General features: G+C 36.9%; 32 protein-coding genes. All 32 read right to left on the bottom strand.

The genetic code is table 11. The features are described 5' to 3' along the window. Positions 1 to 21 precede the first annotated feature (21 nt). The 32 genes from EZV73_RS23420 to rplC all read right to left on the bottom strand — a co-directional run bounded on the left by EZV73_RS23420 (position 22) and on the right by rplC (position 17,024). The gene (locus EZV73_RS23420; protein ID WP_240842873.1) at positions 22 to 1,929 is read right to left on the bottom strand and encodes a HAMP domain-containing sensor histidine kinase; all 1,908 of its coding nucleotides are present in this window, start codon (positions 1,927 to 1,929) and stop codon (positions 22 to 24) included. Positions 1,930 to 2,030: 101 nt separating this feature from the next. Then, positions 2,031 to 2,372 carry a 50S ribosomal protein L17 gene (rplQ, locus tag EZV73_RS23415; RefSeq protein ID WP_240842872.1) on the bottom strand — a complete coding sequence of 114 codons (342 nt, stop codon included), beginning with the start codon at positions 2,370 to 2,372 and terminating at the stop codon, positions 2,031 to 2,033. 19 nt (positions 2,373 to 2,391) lie between these two features. Next, positions 2,392 to 3,342: a DNA-directed RNA polymerase subunit alpha gene (locus EZV73_RS23410; protein WP_240842871.1), complete on the bottom strand. Its 951-nt coding sequence runs from the start codon at positions 3,340 to 3,342 to the stop codon at positions 2,392 to 2,394. Positions 3,343 to 3,396: 54 nt separating this feature from the next. Beyond that, positions 3,397 to 4,017, bottom strand: coding sequence for a 30S ribosomal protein S4 (gene rpsD, locus EZV73_RS23405; protein WP_240842870.1), 621 nt, complete (start codon positions 4,015 to 4,017; stop codon positions 3,397 to 3,399). Between the two features lie 18 nt (positions 4,018 to 4,035). Beyond that, the gene (rpsK, locus tag EZV73_RS23400) at positions 4,036 to 4,434 is read right to left on the bottom strand and encodes a 30S ribosomal protein S11 (protein WP_240842869.1); all 399 of its coding nucleotides are present in this window, start codon (positions 4,432 to 4,434) and stop codon (positions 4,036 to 4,038) included. Between the two features lie 13 nt (positions 4,435 to 4,447). Next, entirely contained in the window at positions 4,448 to 4,816 is a 369-nt protein-coding gene (gene rpsM, locus EZV73_RS23395) for a 30S ribosomal protein S13 (protein ID WP_240842868.1), read from the bottom strand. A gap of 32 nt (positions 4,817 to 4,848) precedes the next feature. Continuing rightward, complete coding sequence (gene rpmJ, locus EZV73_RS23390; protein ID WP_025434559.1) at positions 4,849 to 4,962, bottom strand: 50S ribosomal protein L36; 114 nt, start codon at positions 4,960 to 4,962, stop codon at positions 4,849 to 4,851. A gap of 15 nt (positions 4,963 to 4,977) precedes the next feature. Then, on the bottom strand, positions 4,978 to 5,193 hold the full coding sequence (gene infA / locus EZV73_RS23385) for a translation initiation factor IF-1 (RefSeq protein WP_240842867.1): 216 nt from the start codon (positions 5,191 to 5,193) through the stop codon (positions 4,978 to 4,980). Between the two features lie 2 nt (positions 5,194 to 5,195). Then, complete coding sequence (locus EZV73_RS23380) at positions 5,196 to 5,495, bottom strand: KOW domain-containing RNA-binding protein (protein ID WP_240842866.1); 300 nt, start codon at positions 5,493 to 5,495, stop codon at positions 5,196 to 5,198. A 10-nt stretch (positions 5,496 to 5,505) separates the two neighbouring features. After that, positions 5,506 to 6,258: a type I methionyl aminopeptidase gene (gene map, locus EZV73_RS23375; protein WP_255813966.1), complete on the bottom strand. Its 753-nt coding sequence runs from the start codon at positions 6,256 to 6,258 to the stop codon at positions 5,506 to 5,508. A 1-nt stretch (position 6,259) separates the two neighbouring features. Further along, positions 6,260 to 6,904 carry an adenylate kinase gene (locus EZV73_RS23370; protein WP_240842864.1) on the bottom strand — a complete coding sequence of 215 codons (645 nt, stop codon included), beginning with the start codon at positions 6,902 to 6,904 and terminating at the stop codon, positions 6,260 to 6,262. An 8-nt stretch (positions 6,905 to 6,912) separates the two neighbouring features. Then, entirely contained in the window at positions 6,913 to 8,202 is a 1,290-nt protein-coding gene (gene secY, locus EZV73_RS23365; RefSeq protein ID WP_240842863.1) for a preprotein translocase subunit SecY, read from the bottom strand. Then, the gene (rplO, locus tag EZV73_RS23360; RefSeq protein WP_240842862.1) at positions 8,202 to 8,645 is read right to left on the bottom strand and encodes a 50S ribosomal protein L15; all 444 of its coding nucleotides are present in this window, start codon (positions 8,643 to 8,645) and stop codon (positions 8,202 to 8,204) included. Before rplO ends, secY begins: the two co-directional genes overlap by 1 nt. A 10-nt stretch (positions 8,646 to 8,655) precedes the next feature. Continuing rightward, the gene (gene rpmD / locus EZV73_RS23355; protein WP_240842861.1) at positions 8,656 to 8,835 is read right to left on the bottom strand and encodes a 50S ribosomal protein L30; all 180 of its coding nucleotides are present in this window, start codon (positions 8,833 to 8,835) and stop codon (positions 8,656 to 8,658) included. A 10-nt stretch (positions 8,836 to 8,845) separates the two neighbouring features. Next, the gene (rpsE, locus tag EZV73_RS23350) at positions 8,846 to 9,352 is read right to left on the bottom strand and encodes a 30S ribosomal protein S5 (RefSeq protein WP_240842860.1); all 507 of its coding nucleotides are present in this window, start codon (positions 9,350 to 9,352) and stop codon (positions 8,846 to 8,848) included. 12 nt (positions 9,353 to 9,364) lie between these two features. Beyond that, on the bottom strand, positions 9,365 to 9,727 hold the full coding sequence (rplR, locus tag EZV73_RS23345; RefSeq protein ID WP_240842859.1) for a 50S ribosomal protein L18: 363 nt from the start codon (positions 9,725 to 9,727) through the stop codon (positions 9,365 to 9,367). 18 nt (positions 9,728 to 9,745) lie between these two features. After that, positions 9,746 to 10,285, bottom strand: coding sequence for a 50S ribosomal protein L6 (gene rplF, locus EZV73_RS23340; RefSeq protein ID WP_240842858.1), 540 nt, complete (start codon positions 10,283 to 10,285; stop codon positions 9,746 to 9,748). A 23-nt stretch (positions 10,286 to 10,308) separates the two neighbouring features. Continuing rightward, the gene (rpsH, locus tag EZV73_RS23335) at positions 10,309 to 10,707 is read right to left on the bottom strand and encodes a 30S ribosomal protein S8 (protein WP_240842898.1); all 399 of its coding nucleotides are present in this window, start codon (positions 10,705 to 10,707) and stop codon (positions 10,309 to 10,311) included. 11 nt (positions 10,708 to 10,718) lie between these two features. Beyond that, entirely contained in the window at positions 10,719 to 10,904 is a 186-nt protein-coding gene (locus EZV73_RS23330; RefSeq protein ID WP_240842857.1) for a type Z 30S ribosomal protein S14, read from the bottom strand. Positions 10,905 to 10,918: 14 nt separating this feature from the next. Further along, the gene (gene rplE, locus EZV73_RS23325) at positions 10,919 to 11,458 is read right to left on the bottom strand and encodes a 50S ribosomal protein L5 (RefSeq protein ID WP_240842856.1); all 540 of its coding nucleotides are present in this window, start codon (positions 11,456 to 11,458) and stop codon (positions 10,919 to 10,921) included. A 24-nt stretch (positions 11,459 to 11,482) separates the two neighbouring features. Beyond that, on the bottom strand, positions 11,483 to 11,794 hold the full coding sequence (gene rplX / locus EZV73_RS23320; RefSeq protein ID WP_240842855.1) for a 50S ribosomal protein L24: 312 nt from the start codon (positions 11,792 to 11,794) through the stop codon (positions 11,483 to 11,485). A gap of 12 nt (positions 11,795 to 11,806) precedes the next feature. After that, the gene (rplN, locus tag EZV73_RS23315) at positions 11,807 to 12,175 is read right to left on the bottom strand and encodes a 50S ribosomal protein L14 (protein ID WP_240842854.1); all 369 of its coding nucleotides are present in this window, start codon (positions 12,173 to 12,175) and stop codon (positions 11,807 to 11,809) included. Between the two features lie 21 nt (positions 12,176 to 12,196). Continuing rightward, positions 12,197 to 12,451 carry a 30S ribosomal protein S17 gene (gene rpsQ / locus EZV73_RS23310; RefSeq protein ID WP_330637201.1) on the bottom strand — a complete coding sequence of 85 codons (255 nt, stop codon included), beginning with the start codon at positions 12,449 to 12,451 and terminating at the stop codon, positions 12,197 to 12,199. Positions 12,452 to 12,468: 17 nt separating this feature from the next. After that, positions 12,469 to 12,657, bottom strand: coding sequence for a 50S ribosomal protein L29 (gene rpmC / locus EZV73_RS23305; protein WP_240842853.1), 189 nt, complete (start codon positions 12,655 to 12,657; stop codon positions 12,469 to 12,471). Between the two features lie 7 nt (positions 12,658 to 12,664). After that, positions 12,665 to 13,105, bottom strand: coding sequence for a 50S ribosomal protein L16 (gene rplP, locus EZV73_RS23300; RefSeq protein ID WP_240842852.1), 441 nt, complete (start codon positions 13,103 to 13,105; stop codon positions 12,665 to 12,667). 44 nt (positions 13,106 to 13,149) lie between these two features. Next, the gene (gene rpsC / locus EZV73_RS23295) at positions 13,150 to 13,902 is read right to left on the bottom strand and encodes a 30S ribosomal protein S3 (protein WP_240842851.1); all 753 of its coding nucleotides are present in this window, start codon (positions 13,900 to 13,902) and stop codon (positions 13,150 to 13,152) included. A gap of 15 nt (positions 13,903 to 13,917) precedes the next feature. Continuing rightward, positions 13,918 to 14,250, bottom strand: a complete 333-nt coding sequence (gene rplV, locus EZV73_RS23290; RefSeq protein ID WP_240842850.1) for a 50S ribosomal protein L22 — start codon at positions 14,248 to 14,250, stop codon at positions 13,918 to 13,920. Between the two features lie 26 nt (positions 14,251 to 14,276). Next, positions 14,277 to 14,552, bottom strand: coding sequence for a 30S ribosomal protein S19 (rpsS, locus tag EZV73_RS23285; RefSeq protein WP_240842849.1), 276 nt, complete (start codon positions 14,550 to 14,552; stop codon positions 14,277 to 14,279). A 44-nt stretch (positions 14,553 to 14,596) separates the two neighbouring features. Further along, positions 14,597 to 15,436, bottom strand: coding sequence for a 50S ribosomal protein L2 (gene rplB, locus EZV73_RS23280; RefSeq protein ID WP_240842848.1), 840 nt, complete (start codon positions 15,434 to 15,436; stop codon positions 14,597 to 14,599). 15 nt (positions 15,437 to 15,451) lie between these two features. Then, positions 15,452 to 15,742, bottom strand: coding sequence for a 50S ribosomal protein L23 (gene rplW / locus EZV73_RS23275; RefSeq protein ID WP_240842847.1), 291 nt, complete (start codon positions 15,740 to 15,742; stop codon positions 15,452 to 15,454). After that, the gene (gene rplD, locus EZV73_RS23270) at positions 15,742 to 16,365 is read right to left on the bottom strand and encodes a 50S ribosomal protein L4 (protein ID WP_240842846.1); all 624 of its coding nucleotides are present in this window, start codon (positions 16,363 to 16,365) and stop codon (positions 15,742 to 15,744) included. The genes rplW and rplD overlap by 1 nt, the downstream gene beginning before the upstream one ends. 26 nt (positions 16,366 to 16,391) lie before the next feature. Further along, complete coding sequence (gene rplC / locus EZV73_RS23265; RefSeq protein WP_240842845.1) at positions 16,392 to 17,024, bottom strand: 50S ribosomal protein L3; 633 nt, start codon at positions 17,022 to 17,024, stop codon at positions 16,392 to 16,394. Positions 17,025 to 17,102: the final 78 nt, after the last annotated feature.

Here is a 17,102-nt window from a genome sequence, read left to right as displayed (position 1 = left end):
ATATGAAATTTTATAAAGTATTTACAAGCTTTCATCATAATCGGCAGGAAAATAAATGTTAAATTCAGTATATTCCCCCAGTTGACTGGTACAGAAAATTCTTCCTTTTAGTTTCTGTGTCACAAGATTATAAACAATGTGCATGCCTAGTCCACTACCACCGTCATCCCTTCTAGTAGTATAGAAGGGTTCAAATATATTCTGTAGTGTTTCTCTTTCCATACCATGGCCGTTGTCTCTATAGCTTATATGAATCCCATTGTTGTCATAATAGGTCTTGTCTTTGTCTACAATGATTTCAATTTTCCCTGTTTCCTTGTCATGAAAGCCATGTGTAATTGAATTCATAATGAGGTTAAGTAGAATTTGATAAAAAGCACCTGAGTGACCCATGATGGTAAAGGAGGTCTTGCAATTTACCTTAACATCAATGTTCTTATGTTTTAACTCAGATGTTAAACTATGAACAATTTCATTCATGTAAGCACATAATTCAACTTTCCTTTTCTGGTCATAAGTTTGGTCAACAGCCACTTGTTTAAAGCTTTGAATCAGCTCTGAAGCGCGAATCATGGTCTTGCCCATCAACTCAGAACTGGTATTCATATCATCCAGATAGGAAGATAACTTGGACTTACTCAGCTTAGATTCCTCGAATGAAGCCATCACTTTGTCTGTTTGAGCATTCATATAAGAAGACAGGGAAACACCTATACCAATAGGTGTGTTGACTTCATGGGCGATACCTGCAACCAAGCGGCCTAAAGAAGCCATTTTTTCGGATTCCATCAAATGCTTTTGAGTAGTCGAGATTTTCTTAGTTTGCTTGCGTATTTGTCTTCTAAGTAGGTAGACATAAACAATCAGTAACAAAACAACAACTAAAAAGATATTGATGACCTCTTGATGCTTCTGATAGAAGCTCACAGGCTTATTGATGATGATATAGTCTTCTGGCAAGTTATCTATGTCATAACCATATTCTCTAAGGACATTATAATCAAAATAATACCTGTTAAAAGATTCATCGATGATATATCGTTCACCTAAAACCTGACCTTCTTCTAGAAAAGAAACTACCATTTCAGCCACTCGACTGCCTTGTGTATAACCTTCAACAAACTTTCCACCAACAGTCCCTTGTCCAAAACCAAAGGAGAAAATACCATAAACAGGTGCTGATGAAAATTCAACCAGTTTCGCTGCTGTATATTCCAAGGGATAAGTTGAGCCATCGCTGTCGACAACATAAAAAGACTGTATAACAATACTTTCTGCAGGATTTAACTGACTGACTTCATTTAGAATCTCGTCAAAACTCAAGTCATCATAGATATGAAAATTAACTTTACTTTCAAGTGCAATCATATCACTTCTTGCGTCCCTTTTAGTGGCCCTTCCAGTAATAGAGTCATCTACGACAAGATAGACATCTTTAAGCTGAGGATTTAAGTTAAGAGCCACTTGAACAGTCTGTTTGATGGAATGTTTTTCAACCACCCCATAAAAATCATAAGCCTGGCTTAAGTCATGGGTAGTCAGTGTATTAACACCTGAGAAAAATACAGGTGTATCACCAAATATTTCTTCTTTATATAGAAGTAAAAACTTGAGGGCGTTGTCATCTGCGCAAATAATGATGTCAAACTCATTTGGATCAAACTTGTACTTATATAGATTCACAAGCTCTTCAAAATAGATATCAGATGAAATGTTCTTTGTATCCATATGTTCAATCCGCATATGGTATTCAAAATCAGACTGATCAAAGATATCTTTAACACCCTGTTTGGTATCATTTGACCATTGATAGCCATCATGATAAGAGTTAAGTAATAAAACATCAATTAACTCTGTGCTGCTGTAAGAAGCATCGTATATATTCAAAAGAAAAATTATGATTATCCCCAATAAAAGTACTTTTTTCATGTCTACTTCCTTTAAACTTCTCTGCATTAATATTTACCCGAATTATTAAAAGACTATCAAGAAACGAAAAAAAGACCAGATTAACTGGTCTTTTGTTGTCCTTAGATTAATTCAAGAATTACCATTGGTGCAGCATCGCCTCTACGAGGTCCTAGCTTATACATTCTAGTATAACCACCATTTCTATCTTGATACTTAGGAGCAATTTCTTCAAAAACATTTTTAACTACTTCTTTTTCAGTTACGTAAGCTAAAACTTGTCTTCTTGCATGTAAGTCACCTCTTTTAGCAAGTGTGATCATTTTTTCTGCAATTTTCTTACATTCTTTAGCTCTCGCTTCAGTAGTCTCAATTCGTCCATGCTTTAGTAAACTAGTTACTAAATTTCTAAGCATCATATTTCTATGAGCAGAAGGACGGCCTAACTTTCTGTAAATAGCCATGTGTTTCTTTCCTCCTTGCTTATTCTTCCTCAGTTCTTAGACCAAGTTCTAGTTCAATAAGCTTTTTCTTAACTTCTTCTAGTGATTTCTTACCAAGGTTTCTAACTTTCATCATATCTTCTTCAGACTTGTTAGCCAACTCTTCAACCGTGTTGATACCAGCACGCTTTAAGCAGTTGTAAGATCTCACAGATAAGTCAAGTTCTTCTATCGTCATCTCTAAAACTTTTTCTTTTTGATCTTCTTCTTTTTCAACCATGATTTCAACATTTTCCATGTTCTCAGACATATCAACGAACAAGTTTAAGTGCTCGCTCATAATCTTCGCAGCCAAAGAAAGTGATTCATCTGGTTTAATAGAACCGTCTGTAGTCAACTCTAATACTAATTTATCTAAACCTGATTCTTCACCAAGTCTAGTTTGCTCAGTATAATAGTTTACCTTTTTAACAGGCGTGAAGATAGAATCCACTAATATAACACCAATTGGTAAATTAGTTTCACCATGATCTTCAGCAGCTACATAACCTCTACCCTTAGCAATTCCGATCTCCATAATTAATGTAGCATCATCTTCTAAAGTAGCAATATGCAAATCTGTATTCAACACTTCTACGTCCGAATCGACAATCAAGTCTCCTGCAGTAACAGGGCCTGGTTGATTCGCTTCTATTCTAACGATTTTAATCTCATCATCAGAATGTACTTTTGTGATCAAAGACTTTAGGTTAAGAATGATGTTTACTACATCTTCCTTAACACCTTGTACTGTTGAAAACTCATGTAACACGTTTTCAATCTTAACCCATTTTACTGCACTACCTGGGAGTGAAGAAAGAAGTAATCTTCTCATGCTATTGCCTAATGTTGTGCCATAACCCTTTTGTAAAGGCTCTATGACAAACTTACCATAGGTAAAATCTTCACTCATTTCGATACATTCAACATTCGGTTTTTCTATAGCTATCACTAAAATTTCCCTCCTCTACTTTATAACTTTAATTTGAGGGCAACCTACGCGCTATTACTTAGAGTAAAGCTCGATGATAAGATGCTCTTCGATTGGTAAATCAATATCTTCTCTTACTGGAAGAGCAATTAACTTACCTTCTAATTTTTCAGCATTGCCTTCTAACCACTTTGGAGTAGTTGCAGCTTTTTCAGCTAACTCTTTGAACTTCGCTGAAGAATTGCTTTTTTCTTTAACAGTAATTACATCACCAACATTTAATCTGATTGATGGAATGTTTACTTTTTTACCGTTTACTAAGAAGTGACCATGTGAAACTAATTGTCTCGCTTCTTTTCTTGAAGCACCATAGCCTAATCTGTAAACAACGTTATCTAATCTTCTTTCTAATAAAGAAAGTAAGTTTTCACCAGTGATACCAGTCATTTTTTCAGCTTTATCATAAGTATCTCTGAATTGCTTCTCTAATAAACCGTAGTATCTCTTAACTTTTTGCTTCTCTCTTAATTGTAAGCCGTAGTTCGAAACTTTAGTTCTTCTGTTACCAGCTGCTCCTGGTACACTTTCTCTTCTAGAAAGCGCACATTTGTCAGAATAACAACGGTCACCTTTTAAGAATAACTTTTCGCCTTCTCTACGACATAATCTACAAGATGGACCTGTATATCTTGCCATTATAGCACCTCCTACAAATTATACTCTTCTACGCTTTGGTGGTCTACAACCATTGTGTGGAATTGGCGTTACATCTTGGATAGATGTAATTTCAAGACCAGCTGCTTGTAGTGATCTAATTGCTGATTCTCTACCTGAACCTGGACCCTTAACGAATACAGCTACAGTTTTTAAACCATGTTCCATTGCAGCTTTAGCAGCAGTTTCGCCAACTAATTGAGCAGCAAATGGAGTTGCTTTTCTTGATCCTTTAAATCCTAAGCTTCCTGAAGATGACCAAGCGATAGTATTACCTTGAACATCTGTTAGAGTAACAATTGTATTGTTAAAAGTCGATTGGATATGCGCTTGTCCACGTTCTATATTCTTGCGATCTTTTCTCTTCTTACGAACAGTTCTTGCTTTCTTAGCAACCATCTAATCAACCTCCTTATTTCTTTTTACGTGAAACAGTACGTTTTGGACCTTTTACTGTTCTCGCATTTGTTTTTGTCTTTTGGCCTCTTAAAGGTAATCTCTTTCTATGACGGATACCTCTGTATGAACCAATGTCTTGAAGTCTCTTGATATTCATAGCGACTTCTCTTCTAAGATCACCCTCAATTAAGTATTCTTCCTCAAGGATATTTCTTAATTTACTTACTTCGTCTTCAGTTAAGTCTTTAACTCTAGTGTTAACATCGATGTTAACCTTTTCTAGAATTTCAGCAGAAGTTGGTCTTCCAATACCATAAAGATAAGTTAATCCGATAAGAACTCTTTTATCTCTAGGTAAGTCAATACCTGCTATTCTTGCCATAAAAATGACACCTCCTAATATTCAAACAATCCTTAGCCTTGCTTTTGCTTATGCTTTGGATTCTCGCAAATTACCATTACTCGACCTTTTCTTTTAATGATTTTGCACTTTTCGCAAATCGGCTTTACTGATGGTCTAACTTTCATCGTTATACCTCCCTTTTACTTGTCTCTCCAAGTAATTCTGCCCTTTGTTAAGTCGTACGGAGACAACTCCAAAGTTACATTATCACCAGGTAAGATTCGTATATAGTTCATTCTTAATTTTCCTGATATTGTAGCGTGAACGCGATGACCGTTTTCCAATTTTACGATGAACTTCGCATTTGGCAAAGCTTCTTCTACAATACCTTTTACTTCTATTTCACTTTTTGCCATGGTTAAAAACCTCCTAAATTGTTTAGATTCACATCGAACTTTTCGATTTCTTTACGAATCATAAGATTAGTTAGTTTCTTATCATCGGTTTTCTTCTCACGTACAACATCACTTATTTGTCTATATTCATACAAGTGTTTGATTTTTTTCTTTTTAGGCTTTTCAATTCTACGACTGTCACCATCAACCAATAAAACATATTCATGATCAATAATTTCTAGAACAAGAAAAATGTGATTCTTGTCTCGTCCAGCCTTAGAACGTACATATTGCCCGATTTGAATACCACTAACTATTTTCATTTTTCACCTCTTAATCTATGCTCGTGAGTAGCACAGGTTCGTCATCGGTTATTGCAACAGAGTGCTCATAATGTGCAGAATTGCTGCCATCAACTGTTACGACTGTCCATTCATCTGAAAGTGTCTTAACATAATGGTCGCCTGCGTTTACCATGGGCTCAATTGCCAAAACCATACCTTTGACCAGCCGCAAGCCTCGACCCGGTGGACCGTAATTCGGTACCTGGGGATCCTCATGGAGTGCAGTTCCAATACCATGACCAACATAATCTCTTACAATTGAAAATCCATTCTCTTCTACATAAGTCTGGATTGCATGAGAGATATCAGATAATCTATATCCCTCTTTGCAGTACTTTAAACCTTCATAGAAAGAGTTTTTTGTAATATCCATTAACTTTTGTGCTTTTTCTGACACAACTCCTACACCGTGCGTTCTAGCCGCATCACCATAAAAGTTATCTTTATAAGCACCAATATCTATACTAATAATGTCTCCTTCTTTCAAAGCATACTCACCAGGTATACCATGCACCACCTGTTCGTTGATTGAGGTACAGATCGATGCGGGGAACCCACCATATCCTTTGAAAGCTGGAATAGCATTATACTTACGTATTTCATTTTCAGCGATTATATCCAATTCCTTAGTTGTAATCCCTGGCTTAACATGAGCCTTTAAAACTTCATGTGTATATGCCACAATCTTACCGACTTCACGCATACGCACAATCTGTGATTCAGACTTAATTTTTACAGCCATTTTATACCTCTAAAGCCTTTTCAATATCTGCGAAAACTTTGTCAATATCTTGTAAACCATCAATAGTAACTAGCTTACCTGACTTCTTGTAGTAATCAACTAAAGGTGCAGTTTCATTTGTGTAAACAGCAATTCTATTTGATACTGTTTCTTCATTATCATCACTTCTCTGATACAATTCACCAGAACATAGATCACAAACACCATCTTCTTTCGAAGGGTTGAATTTCACATGATAAGTTGCACCACAGTCTCTACAGATTCTTCTACCAACAGCTCTTTCAACAAGTACTGCTGGATCTACAACGATGTTTACAACATAGCTTAGTGTAGAACCCATATTTTCTAAGACTGAGTCTAAAGCTTCAGCTTGTGGTAAAGTTCTTGGGAAACCATCCAACATGAAACCAACTTTAGTGTCGTCTTGTTGAAGTCTATCTTCAACAAGCTCAACTACTAAACTGTCCGGTACCAATTCACCTTTATCCATAAATGCCTTAGCTCTGTTACCTAAATCTGTACCTTGCTTGATGTTAGCTCTAAAGATGTCTCCAGTAGAGATGTGAGGTAACTGATATTTTTTAACTATATTTGCTGCTTGAGTCCCTTTACCAGCGCCCGGAGGGCCTAATAATATTAGTCTCATAATACCTCCTACTTCAAGAAGCCGTTGTAGTGTCTCATAACTAACTGAGCTTCTAATTGCTTCGCGATTTCAATAGATACACCTACTGCAATTAAAAGTGACGTACCACCGAATCTGAATGGGATATTAAGTGCAACGATTAACACGTTAGGAACAGTTGCGATAAACGCTAAGAATATACCGCCTACCCATGTCAATCTGTTTAATGTTTTCATTAAGTATTCACTTGTTGGTTTACCTGGTCTGATACCTGGGATATAACCACCGTTTTTCTTCATGTTGTTTGCAACGTCAACTGGGTTGAATGTTACAGCAGTATAGAAGAATGTGAATGCAACGATTACTATCGCTGAAAGAATCATGTATACAGGTGATGTGTAGATAAAGTATTTTTCTACAAACACTCTGAAACCATTTGCAGGTCCTAAGAACTGTGCAATCGTCTGTGGGATCATGATGATTGACATCGCGAAGATTACAGGGATAACACCAGTTTGGTTAACCTTTAATGGAATGTGTGAAGATTGTCCACCATACATTTTTCTACCTACAACACGCTTAGCGTATTGTACAGGGATTTTTCTCGTACCTTGTGTTACATAGATAACACCGACAATGATTAAAATTGCTATGATAATGAATGCGATGAAAGTAAAGATGTTTACCGTGTTATCGCCTTTATCTAACATACTTGAAATCATTGAACCAATGTCACTTGGCATTCTTGCAATAATACCAGCAAAGATAAATACTGAGATACCATTACCAATACCATGCTCATTGATCTTCTCACCTAAATACATCAATAATGCAGTACCAGCTGTTAAAACTAAAACTACTAAAGATGCATCCAAGAAACTTGGAGCGCCACCAACAAAGTAACCTCTGAATAAAGTGTTTACTAGAGCGATTGACTGAACTAATGCAAGAATTACAGTACCGAATCTTGTATAAGTTGCCATCTTTCTTTTACCAGCTTCACCCTCTTTAGCTAAATTCTCAAAATAAGGAATCGCCATAGTTAATAAGTTAATGATGATCGAAGCGGTAATATATGGTGATATACCGAGTGCAAACACAGCAAGTCTTTGGAATGCGCCACCAGTCATAAGACTAACCATCGCAGTAAGACCTTCCATGCTGTTGAATTGATCAATATTGGCTTGTAATGCGTTAATATTTAGACCAGGAACAACTAATGTTGAACCCAATCTATAAATCACGATCATTGCTAATGTAAATAATATTTTTTTTCTTAAATCAGGTATTTTCCAAGCATTTCTTAGGGTAGAGAACATTAAATCACCTCTGCCTTTCCTCCAGCAGCTTCAATCTTCTTGATAGCTGATTGAGTAAACTTATTAGCTTTAATTGTAAGCTTTCTTTCTAATTCACCGTTACCAAGAATTTTTAAACCATACTCGAACTTCTTAACGATACCAGTTTCAATTAATAACTCTGGAGTTACCTCAGTACCATCTTCGAATCTGTTTAATGTTTCTACATTAACGATTGTCCAGTGTTTCTTGAATTTAGCGTTAGAGAAACCTCTCTTAGGAAGTCTTCTGAAAAGTGGTAACTGACCACCCTCAAAACCTATTCTAACTCCACCACCAGATCTAGAGTTCTGACCATTCATACCACGACCAGCAGTAGTACCAGCACCTGAACCAGTACCTCTACCAACTCTTTTCTTCTTCTTAGTAGAACCCGGTGCCGGCTTTAAATCATGTAATCTCATGGCGCACCTCCTATATTTCTTCTACTTCTAATAAGTAGCCAACTTGTTGAATCATGCCTCTCATTTGAGCGTTATCTTCTTTTTCAACTACTTGGTTTAATTTTCTTAAACCTAGTGCTTGAATAGTTGCTCTATGCTTAGGCTTTCTACCAATTGTAGACTTTACTAATTTAATCTTTAATTTAGCCATTAGTTACCTCCTAACCTAAGATCTCTTCAGGTGATAACCCTCTAGCCTTAGCAACTTCTTCTACAGTCTTTAATGCTAAAAGACCATTGATTGTTGCAGCAACCATGTTATTTGGGTTATTAGAACCTAAAGACTTAGCTCTTACGTCTTGGATACCAGCTAACTCTAATACCGCACGAACTGGACCACCTGCAATTACACCTGTACCAGGCTTAGCTGGCATAATTAATACTTTACCAGCACCAAATCTTTCTTTGATAGGATGTGGTACAGTAGTTCCAACTCTAGGAACAAAGATAAGATTTCTCTTAGCTTTTTCGATAGCTTTTCTGATTGCTTCTGGAACTTCTTGAGCTTTACCAGTACCAACGCCTACATGGCCATTGTGGTCACCAACTACAACAAGTGCACTGAATCTGAAATTTCTACCACCCTTAACAACTTTCGTTACACGATTTATGTTAATTACCTGCTCCTTGAGGTCTAATTTACTTGCATCAATGATTTGACGACTCATGTTATACCTCCCTTAAAACTTAAGTCCTGCTTCTCTAGCAGCTTCACTCAATTCTTTTACTCTTCCGTGATAAATGTAACCTGCTCTATCAAACACTACATTTTCAACACCAGCTTTTAAAGCTCTTTCAGCGATAGCCTTACCAACTAATTTAGCAGCTTCTTTGTTACCACCGTTAGTTAGTTCAAATTCTTTTTCAAGAGTTGAAGCTGAAGCTAAAGTCTTACCATTAACATCGTCAATGATTTGAGCATAGATGTTCTTGTTTGATCTGTATACATTTAATCTAGGACGCTCAGGAGTTCCAGTAATCTTCTTACGAACTCTAGTTTGACGTACTTGACGCTTAGCGTTCTTACTATTCTTAGTAATCATCCGAGTCACCCTTTCTTATTATTTACCTGATTTACCTTCTTTACGTCTTACGTATTCACCAACATAACGAACACCTTTGCCCTTGTAAGGCTCTGGCTTTCTCCAGTTTCTGATTTTCGCAGCGTAATTACCAACAAGTGCCTTGTTGATACCTTTTACAATAATAGAAGTGTTGTTTGGAACCTCAACAGTGATTCCTTCTGGATCTTCCATCTCGATTGGATGAGAATGACCAAGTTGTAAGTCAAGTACTTTACCTTTCTTACTAGCTCTATAACCAACACCTTGAATTTCTAATGCTTTTTCATAACCTTTTGTAACACCGATAACCATGTTATGGATTAAAGTTCTACTTAAACCATGAAGTGATCTATGCAACTTATTGTTCGTTGGTCTTTCAACTAACAGTTGGTTACCGTCGATTGTTATTTTCATATCCTTGCTGATCTGTTCTTCTAATTGACCTAATGGACCTTTAACAGTTACAAGGTTTGCATCGCTTACCTTGATTTCAACACCTGAAGGTATTTCAATCGGCGCTCTACCTATTCTAGACACACGCGCACCTCCTAATTCTTATCTTACCAAACGTAGCAGATTACTTCTCCGCCTACTTGTAATTTACGAGCTTCTTTGTCTGTTACAATGCCATTTGAAGTTGAAATAATAGCAACTCCTAAACCACCTAAAACTTTTGGTAATTCATTTTTCTTAGCATATACTTTTAATCCTGGCTTAGAGATTCTCTTAATGCCAGTTATAACTCTTGATTTATCCGCACCATATTTTAATGCAACTCTGATTGACTCATGGTTATCAACTGTTACTGTTTCGTAACCTTGGATGAAACCTTCTTTAGCCAAGATCTCCACGATCGCTTTCTTAGTCTTAGAAGCCGGGATATCTACTGTTGCATGTCTAACCATATTAGCATTTCTAATACGCGTTAGTAAATCTGCAATAGGATCTGTCATCATGATAAATTCCTCCTTTACCAGCTTGCTTTTCTAACACCTGGAATTTGTCCTTTGTAAGCTAATTCTCTGAAGCATACACGGCAAATACCAAATTTTCTTAATACAGAGTGTGGTCTACCACAAATACTGCATCTTGTATATTCTCTAGTTGAAAACTTTTGTTTTCTAGCTTGTTTAACTTTAAGCGCTTTTCTAGCCACAGTACTCCTCCTTATTATTTACTGTAAGGCATGCCTAAAAGTCTTAATAACTCTTTAGCTTCCTCATCAGTTTTAGCAGTAGTAACGAAAGTAATATCCATACCTCTTACTGCATCTACCTTATCATACTCGATTTCAGGGAAAATTAACTGCTCTTTAATACCTAAAGTATAGTTACCTCTACCATCGAATGCGTTAGGGTTAGTACCTCTGAAGTCACGTACACGAGGTAAAGCGATTGTAAATAATCTGTCACAGAATTCATACATCATCTTATCTCTTAAAGTAACTTTAGCACCTACATTCATACCTTCACGTACTTTGAAGTTCGCTACTGATTTCTTAGCTTTAGTAATTACAGGCTTTTGACCAGTAATTGTACCAAGCTCTTCTACAGCTGCCTTGATAACTTTAGGGTTTTCTTTAGCAGAACCTAAACCCATGTTAATTACTATTTTTTCAAGCTTAGGAATTTCCATTACTGAATCGTAATTGAACTTTTCCATTAACGCTTTCTTTAATTCATTGTTAAATGTTTCTTTTAATCTAGCCATCTAGCGTTATACCTCCCTTCGGGATTAATCTAATACTTCACCAGTTCTCACTGAAACACGTACTTTTTTACCATCTTCTAAGAACTTATGACCGATACGAGTACCTTTCTTAGTCTTAGCTTCGTAGTACATTACATTTGATACATGAATTGGTGATTCTTGATGAATGATACCACCTTGTTGAACTTTAGCATTTGGTTTTTGGTGCTTTGTTACCATGTTAACACCTTCAACAATTACTCTGTTCGTCTTAGGGATGGCATATAATACTTTACCTGTTTTACCTTTATCTTTACCAGCTGTTACGATTACCGTATCGCCTTTCTTGATATGCATTCAGTCCACCTCCTATAAAACTTCTGGAGCTAGTGAAACAATTTTCATAAACTTCTTGTCTCTTAACTCTCTAGCAACAGGACCAAAGATTCTTGTACCTGTTGGTGTTTTATCTTCTTTAATAATAACTGCAGCGTTATCGTCAAACTTGATGTATGAACCGTCAGGTCTTCTTGTTGCCTTTACTGTTCTTACAACTACAGCTTTAACTACATCACCCTTCTTAACAACTCCACCTGGCGTTGCTTTTTTAACCGTACAAACTATAATATCGCCAATACCAGCATATCTTCTTTTAGAACCGCCTAGTACTTTGATAGTTAATAGCTCTTTAGCACCTGAATTATCAGCTACTTTCAGTCTCGTTTCTTGTTGGATCATAGCTATAACCTCCTTACAAAGCTATTTAGCTTTCTCAATCACTTCAACAAGTCTAAAGAACTTATCTTTACTTAACTTTCTTGTCTCCATAATCTTAACTCTATCACCGATGTTACACACATTGTTTTCATCATGTGCCTTGTATCTTACCGTCTTCTTAACACGCTTGTTGTATAATGGGTGACGAACGAAAGTTGCAATTTCAACTGTGATTGTCTTATCCATTTTATCACTAACAACGTATCCCTGACGTACTTTTCTTCTACCTCTCTCCACGACGTATCCTCCTTCGCTTAAGCTTGTAGATCTCTCTCACGTAAAATTAAATTTACTCGAGCGATGTCTTTTTTAACGCCTTTTAACTTTAAAGGGTTCTCTAACTGACCTGTCGCCAATTGGAATCTTAAATTGAAAAGTTCGTTTTTCAACTCGTTAAGCTGTACATCTAATTCTTTTGACGTCATGTCGCGATATTTTACCATTTTATCTCTACGCTTCATGAGTTTCACCACCCTTTTCTTGATCAGCTTTAACAACAAACTTACACTTGATTGGTAATTTGTTCGCTGCTAATCTCATAGCTTCTCTTGCTGTATCTTCATCTACACCAGCTAATTCAAACATAACTCTGCCTGGCTTAACAACAGCTACCCAGTACTCTGGAGAACCTTTACCAGCACCCATACGTGTTTCAGCAGGCTTTCTTGTAACCGGCTTGTGTGGGAAAATTTTAATAGTTGTCTTCCCGCCTCTTTTAATGTATCTATTGATTGCGATTCTGGCAGCTTCTATTTGATTAGAAGTGATCCACGCTCTATCCATTGCAACTAGACCATACTCACCGTAAGTAACAGTGTTTCCTTTAGTTGCAATTCCTTTCATTCTGCCTCTGTGTTGCTTTCTTCTTTTAACTCTTTTAGGCATCAGCATGACAAATTGCCTCCTTCCTTAACCATCCCTGTGATGGCTAGCTATTACTTTTCAGTCTTTTTGTTGTTTCTGTTGTTTCTGTTGTTTCTGTTGTTTGGCTTTCTTCTGTTATCGTTCTTAGGTCTAGCTTTTCTAGCTTCTTTTCTCTTAAGAACTCTACCACCTGGTGTAGGTAAAACTTCACCTTTGTAGATCCAAACTTTAACACCAATCTTACCATAAGTCGTATCTGCTTCACCGAAACCGTAGTCGATGTCAGCTCTTAAAGTAGATAGTGGCACATTACCTTCTGAGTAATGCTCAGTTCTAGCCATCTCAGCACCACCAAGTCTACCAGAACAAGATACCTTAATACCTTTAGCTCCTGATCTCATAGCTCTTTGCATTACTTGCTTCATAGCTCTTCTGAATGAAACTCTTCTCTCTAATGAGAAAGCAACGTTCTCTGAAACTAATTGAGCGTCAGTATCTACATTTTGTACTTCTGAAATGTCTAACTGGATAAATTTATCTGTAATCTTTGCTAAACCATCTTTAAGTTTTGCAATGTTTTCGCCGCCTCTACCAACAATCATTCCTGGCTTAGCAGTGAAAATATTAATTCTTACTTTGTCTTCTGTTCTATCAATATAAACTCTTGAGATACCAGCTGTGTAAAGAGTCTTCTTGATATAAGTTCTGATCTCATGGTCTTCTTTTAATAATGCACCGAAGTCTTTCTTGCTAGCATACCATTTAGAATCCCAGTCATTGATAACACCAACTCTAAGTCCGTGTGGGCTTACCTTTTGACCCATACTTGTCCCTCCTTACTATTTCTCTTTAACTACTACGCCAATGTGGCTTGTTCTGTGAAGTATTGGGTTAGCTCTACCCATAGAACCAGCTTTGAATCTCTTCATAGATGGACCTTGGTTAGCATATACTTCAGAAACGAATAGCTCATCAGCATTCATATCAAAGTTATTTTCAGCGTTTGCTACAGCAGATTCTAAAACTTTTAATAAAGCCTTCGCACCTTTTCTAGGTGTGAACTTTAGAATAGCTTTTGCTTCATCTACGCTCTTTCCTCTAACTAAGTCAGCAATTGGCTTAACTTTTCTAGGCGAGATTCTAATGTATTTCGCTAAAGCTTTTGCTTCCATTATATTACCTCCTATAAAACAAGATATTATCTCTTAGAAGTCTTATCTCCTGCGTGACCTCTGAAAGTTCTTGTTGGTGAAAATTCTCCTAATTTATGACCGATCATGTCCTCAGTAATGTATACTGGTACATGTTTTCTTCCGTCATGAACCGCAATTGTGTGTCCTACCATTTGTGGGAAAATAGTTGATGCTCTTGACCAAGTCTTAACTACTTGCTTGTCGTTAGCTTCGTTCATAGCTTCTATTTTCTTTAAAAGTCCTTTGTGTACGAAAGGCCCTTTTTTCAATGATCTACCCATGGTTCATTGCCTCCTTTCAACGAGTGAAATTTATTTACAATGTATTACTTTCTCTTCTCATGTCTAGTACGTACAATGTACTTATTAGAATGTTTGTTTTTCTTTCTTGTCTTGTAACCAAGTGCTGGTTGACCCCAAGGTGTCACTGGATTAGCTCTACCGATAGGCGTTCTACCTTCACCACCACCGTGAGGGTGATCGTTAGGGTTCATTACAGATCCACGAACTGTAGGTCTGATGCCCATGTGTCTCTTTCTACCAGCTTTACCAACCTTGATATTCTCATGATCAGTGTTACCAACTTGGCCGATTGTAGCTCTACAGTTTAATCTGATCTTTCTTACTTCACCAGATACTAATCTGATTGTAGCAAATTCGCCTTCCTTCGCCATTAACTGAGCAGAAGTACCAGCAGATCTGATTAACTGACCACCTTTACCAGGCTTCATTTCAATGTTGTGAATGATTGTACCTGTTGGCATGTCGCCTAATTCCATACAGTTACCAACTTTGATGTCGCCGCCCTTACCGTTGTAAAGAACGTCGCCTACAGTGATACCAGCTGGAGCAAGGATATATCTCTTCTCACCATCAGCATAAGTTAATAATGCGATGTTAGCTGTTCTGTTTGGATCGTACTCAATAGCACTTACAGTAGCAGGGATACCATCTTTATTTCTTTTGAAATCGATGATTCTGTACTTTCTCTTAGCGCCGCCACCTCTATGTCTAACAGTGATTACACCTCTGTTGTTTCTACCAGCAGTCTTCTTTAATGATACTACTAGAGATTTTTCAGGCTGCTTCTTTGTAATTTCTTCAAATGTAGAAACAGTCATATGTCTAATAGCAGGTGAAGTGGGCTTAAATCCTCTAATACCCATGTCGTGCCTCCTTTATTACATACCTTCGAATAATTCGATAGCTTTAGAATCTGCAGTTAAAGTTACAATAGCTTTCTTCCAGTCAGCTCTCTTACCAACGAATCTTCCTTGTCTTTTAACCTTACCTTTAACATTCATTGTGTTGATCTTAGCAACCTTAACACCGAATGCTTCTTCGATAGCTAACTTGATTTCAGTTTTGTTAGCATCTTTTAATACTTTGAAAGTATATCTGTTATCTTCCATACCCATCATTGATTTTTCAGTGATGATTGGCTTAATAATAATATCATAAGGTGATCTCATTACGCGTAAACCTCCTCAATTCTTTCAAGAGCTTTCTTTGTGATAACAAAGTTGTCATGGTTTAAGATGTCATAAACATTTAATGAACCAACAAACGTTGTCTCAACGCCTTGAATATTGTTTGATGATCTTACAACGTTCTCGCTTACGTCTTGTAATACGATTAATGATTTTTTCTCAGCTTTGATGTTTGAAAGAATCTTAACCATATCTTTAGTCTTAGGAGCATCCATTGCTAACTCATCTAATACGATCATTTCACCAGCAGCTACCTTAGCAGATAATGCTGAGAATAATGCTAATCTCTTAACTCTCTTTGGTAATTTGTAAGAGTAATCTCTTGGCTTTGGAGCAAATGCTACACCACCACCTACATAATGAGGTGCTCTAGTTGTACCTTGTCTTGCTCTACCAGTACCCTTTTGTCTAAATGGCTTCTTACCACCGCCACGAACTTCAGCACGAGTCTTAGCAGATTGAGTACCTTGTCTCTGGTTTGCTAAGTAGTTTTTAACTACATCGTGTAAAACATATTCGTTTACTTCAATTCCGAAAATACCTGGATGTAAATCGATATCACCGATCTTTTCACCTGATACGTTTAATACGTCTAATTTAGGCATGTCCAGTCCTCCTTCCTTCAGTTATATTACTTCGTAGCCTTTACAGACTCTTTTACAGTTACTACGCCTTTTTTCGGTCCAGGAATAGCACCTTTAATTAATAGTAAGTTTCTTTCAACGTCTACAGAAACAATTTCTAAGTTTTGAACTGTAGAAGTTGTGTTACCGTATTGACCTGACATTGTCATACCCTTGATAACTCTACCTGGGTAAGACGCGTTACCGATTGAACCTGGTCTTCTTCTGTGCTTAGAACCGTGGCTCATAGGACCTCTGTGAGAGTTCCATCTCTTAATTACACCAGAGTGACCTTTACCCTTTGAAGTACCAGTTACATCTACTGCTTGGCCAGCTTCAAATAAGTCAACTTTGATTTCTTGTCCAATAGAATAAGCTGAAGGATCTTCTACTCTAAATTCTTGAACATACTTCATAACCTCTAAACCTGCTTTGTCAAAGTGACCTTTCTCAGGCTTGATGATATGGTTTTTCTTCTTGTTTTCAAAAGCAACCTGAACTGCGTTATAACCGTCAGTTTCAACTGTTTTGATTTGTGTTACAAAGATTGGACCAGCTTCAACAACTGTTACTGGTACAACTGCACCTTTTTCTGTGAACACTTGAGTCATCCCGATTTTTCTTCCGATGATCCCTTTCATTCATACACCTCCTAAATTTCTTACAGCGGATTATGACAATTCATAAACCATAATCATACTAAAAAGTTTAGTTGTGTT

Source organism: Acidaminobacter sp. JC074 (genome assembly GCF_022496765.1).
GTDB lineage: Bacteria > Bacillota > Clostridia > Peptostreptococcales > Acidaminobacteraceae > JABXKX01.
This window is presented reverse-complemented; position numbering and strand designations above follow the sequence as displayed.

Excerpts from the sequence above, each read along its gene's own strand:
- rplX (WP_240842855.1), bottom strand. The coding sequence starts at position 11,794 with ATGCATATCAAGAAAGGCGATACGGTAATCGTAACAGCTGGTAAAGAT.
- rplO (WP_240842862.1), bottom strand. The coding sequence starts at position 8,645 with ATGAGATTACATGATTTAAAGCCGGCACCGGGTTCTACTAAGAAGAAG.
- EZV73_RS23370 (WP_240842864.1), bottom strand. The coding sequence starts at position 6,904 with ATGAGACTAATATTATTAGGCCCTCCGGGCGCTGGTAAAGGGACTCAA.
- rplW (WP_240842847.1), bottom strand. The coding sequence starts at position 15,742 with ATGAGATCACCTTATGATATTATTATTAAGCCAATCATCACTGAAAAA.
- rplC (WP_240842845.1), bottom strand. The coding sequence starts at position 17,024 with ATGAAAGGGATCATCGGAAGAAAAATCGGGATGACTCAAGTGTTCACA.
- rpsM (WP_240842868.1), bottom strand. The coding sequence starts at position 4,816 with ATGGCAAGAATAGCAGGTATTGACTTACCTAGAGATAAAAGAGTTCTT.
- rplQ (WP_240842872.1), bottom strand. The coding sequence starts at position 2,372 with ATGGCTATTTACAGAAAGTTAGGCCGTCCTTCTGCTCATAGAAATATG.
- rplN (WP_240842854.1), bottom strand. The coding sequence starts at position 12,175 with ATGATCCAACAAGAAACGAGACTGAAAGTAGCTGATAATTCAGGTGCT.
- map (WP_255813966.1), bottom strand. The coding sequence starts at position 6,258 with ATGGCTGTAAAAATTAAGTCTGAATCACAGATTGTGCGTATGCGTGAA.
- rpsC (WP_240842851.1), bottom strand. The coding sequence starts at position 13,902 with ATGGGTCAAAAGGTAAGCCCACACGGACTTAGAGTTGGTGTTATCAAT.
- rpsS (WP_240842849.1), bottom strand. The coding sequence starts at position 14,552 with ATGGGTAGATCATTGAAAAAAGGGCCTTTCGTACACAAAGGACTTTTA.
- rpsE (WP_240842860.1), bottom strand. The coding sequence starts at position 9,352 with ATGAGTCGTCAAATCATTGATGCAAGTAAATTAGACCTCAAGGAGCAG.
- rpsD (WP_240842870.1), bottom strand. The coding sequence starts at position 4,017 with ATGGCAAGATATACAGGTCCATCTTGTAGATTATGTCGTAGAGAAGGC.
- rplR (WP_240842859.1), bottom strand. The coding sequence starts at position 9,727 with ATGATTACTAAGAATAGTAAGAACGCTAAGCGTCAAGTACGTCAAACT.
- rpmJ (WP_025434559.1), bottom strand. The coding sequence starts at position 4,962 with ATGAAAGTTAGACCATCAGTAAAGCCGATTTGCGAAAAGTGCAAAATC.
- rpsK (WP_240842869.1), bottom strand. The coding sequence starts at position 4,434 with ATGGTTGCTAAGAAAGCAAGAACTGTTCGTAAGAAGAGAAAAGATCGC.
- rplP (WP_240842852.1), bottom strand. The coding sequence starts at position 13,105 with ATGCTGATGCCTAAAAGAGTTAAAAGAAGAAAGCAACACAGAGGCAGA.
- rpmC (WP_240842853.1), bottom strand. The coding sequence starts at position 12,657 with ATGGTAAAATATCGCGACATGACGTCAAAAGAATTAGATGTACAGCTT.
- secY (WP_240842863.1), bottom strand. The coding sequence starts at position 8,202 with ATGTTCTCTACCCTAAGAAATGCTTGGAAAATACCTGATTTAAGAAAA.
- EZV73_RS23420 (WP_240842873.1), bottom strand. The coding sequence starts at position 1,929 with ATGAAAAAAGTACTTTTATTGGGGATAATCATAATTTTTCTTTTGAAT.
- rplB (WP_240842848.1), bottom strand. The coding sequence starts at position 15,436 with ATGGGTATTAGAGGATTTAAGCCCACTTCACCTGCTATTAGACATATG.
- rplD (WP_240842846.1), bottom strand. The coding sequence starts at position 16,365 with ATGCCTAAATTAGACGTATTAAACGTATCAGGTGAAAAGATCGGTGAT.
- infA (WP_240842867.1), bottom strand. The coding sequence starts at position 5,193 with ATGGCAAAAAGTGAAATAGAAGTAAAAGGTATTGTAGAAGAAGCTTTG.
- rpmD (WP_240842861.1), bottom strand. The coding sequence starts at position 8,835 with ATGGCTAAATTAAAGATTAAATTAGTAAAGTCTACAATTGGTAGAAAG.
- rplV (WP_240842850.1), bottom strand. The coding sequence starts at position 14,250 with ATGGAAGCAAAAGCTTTAGCGAAATACATTAGAATCTCGCCTAGAAAA.
- rplE (WP_240842856.1), bottom strand. The coding sequence starts at position 11,458 with ATGGCTAGATTAAAAGAAACATTTAACAATGAATTAAAGAAAGCGTTA.
- EZV73_RS23380 (WP_240842866.1), bottom strand. The coding sequence starts at position 5,495 with ATGAAAATAGTTAGTGGTATTCAAATCGGGCAATATGTACGTTCTAAG.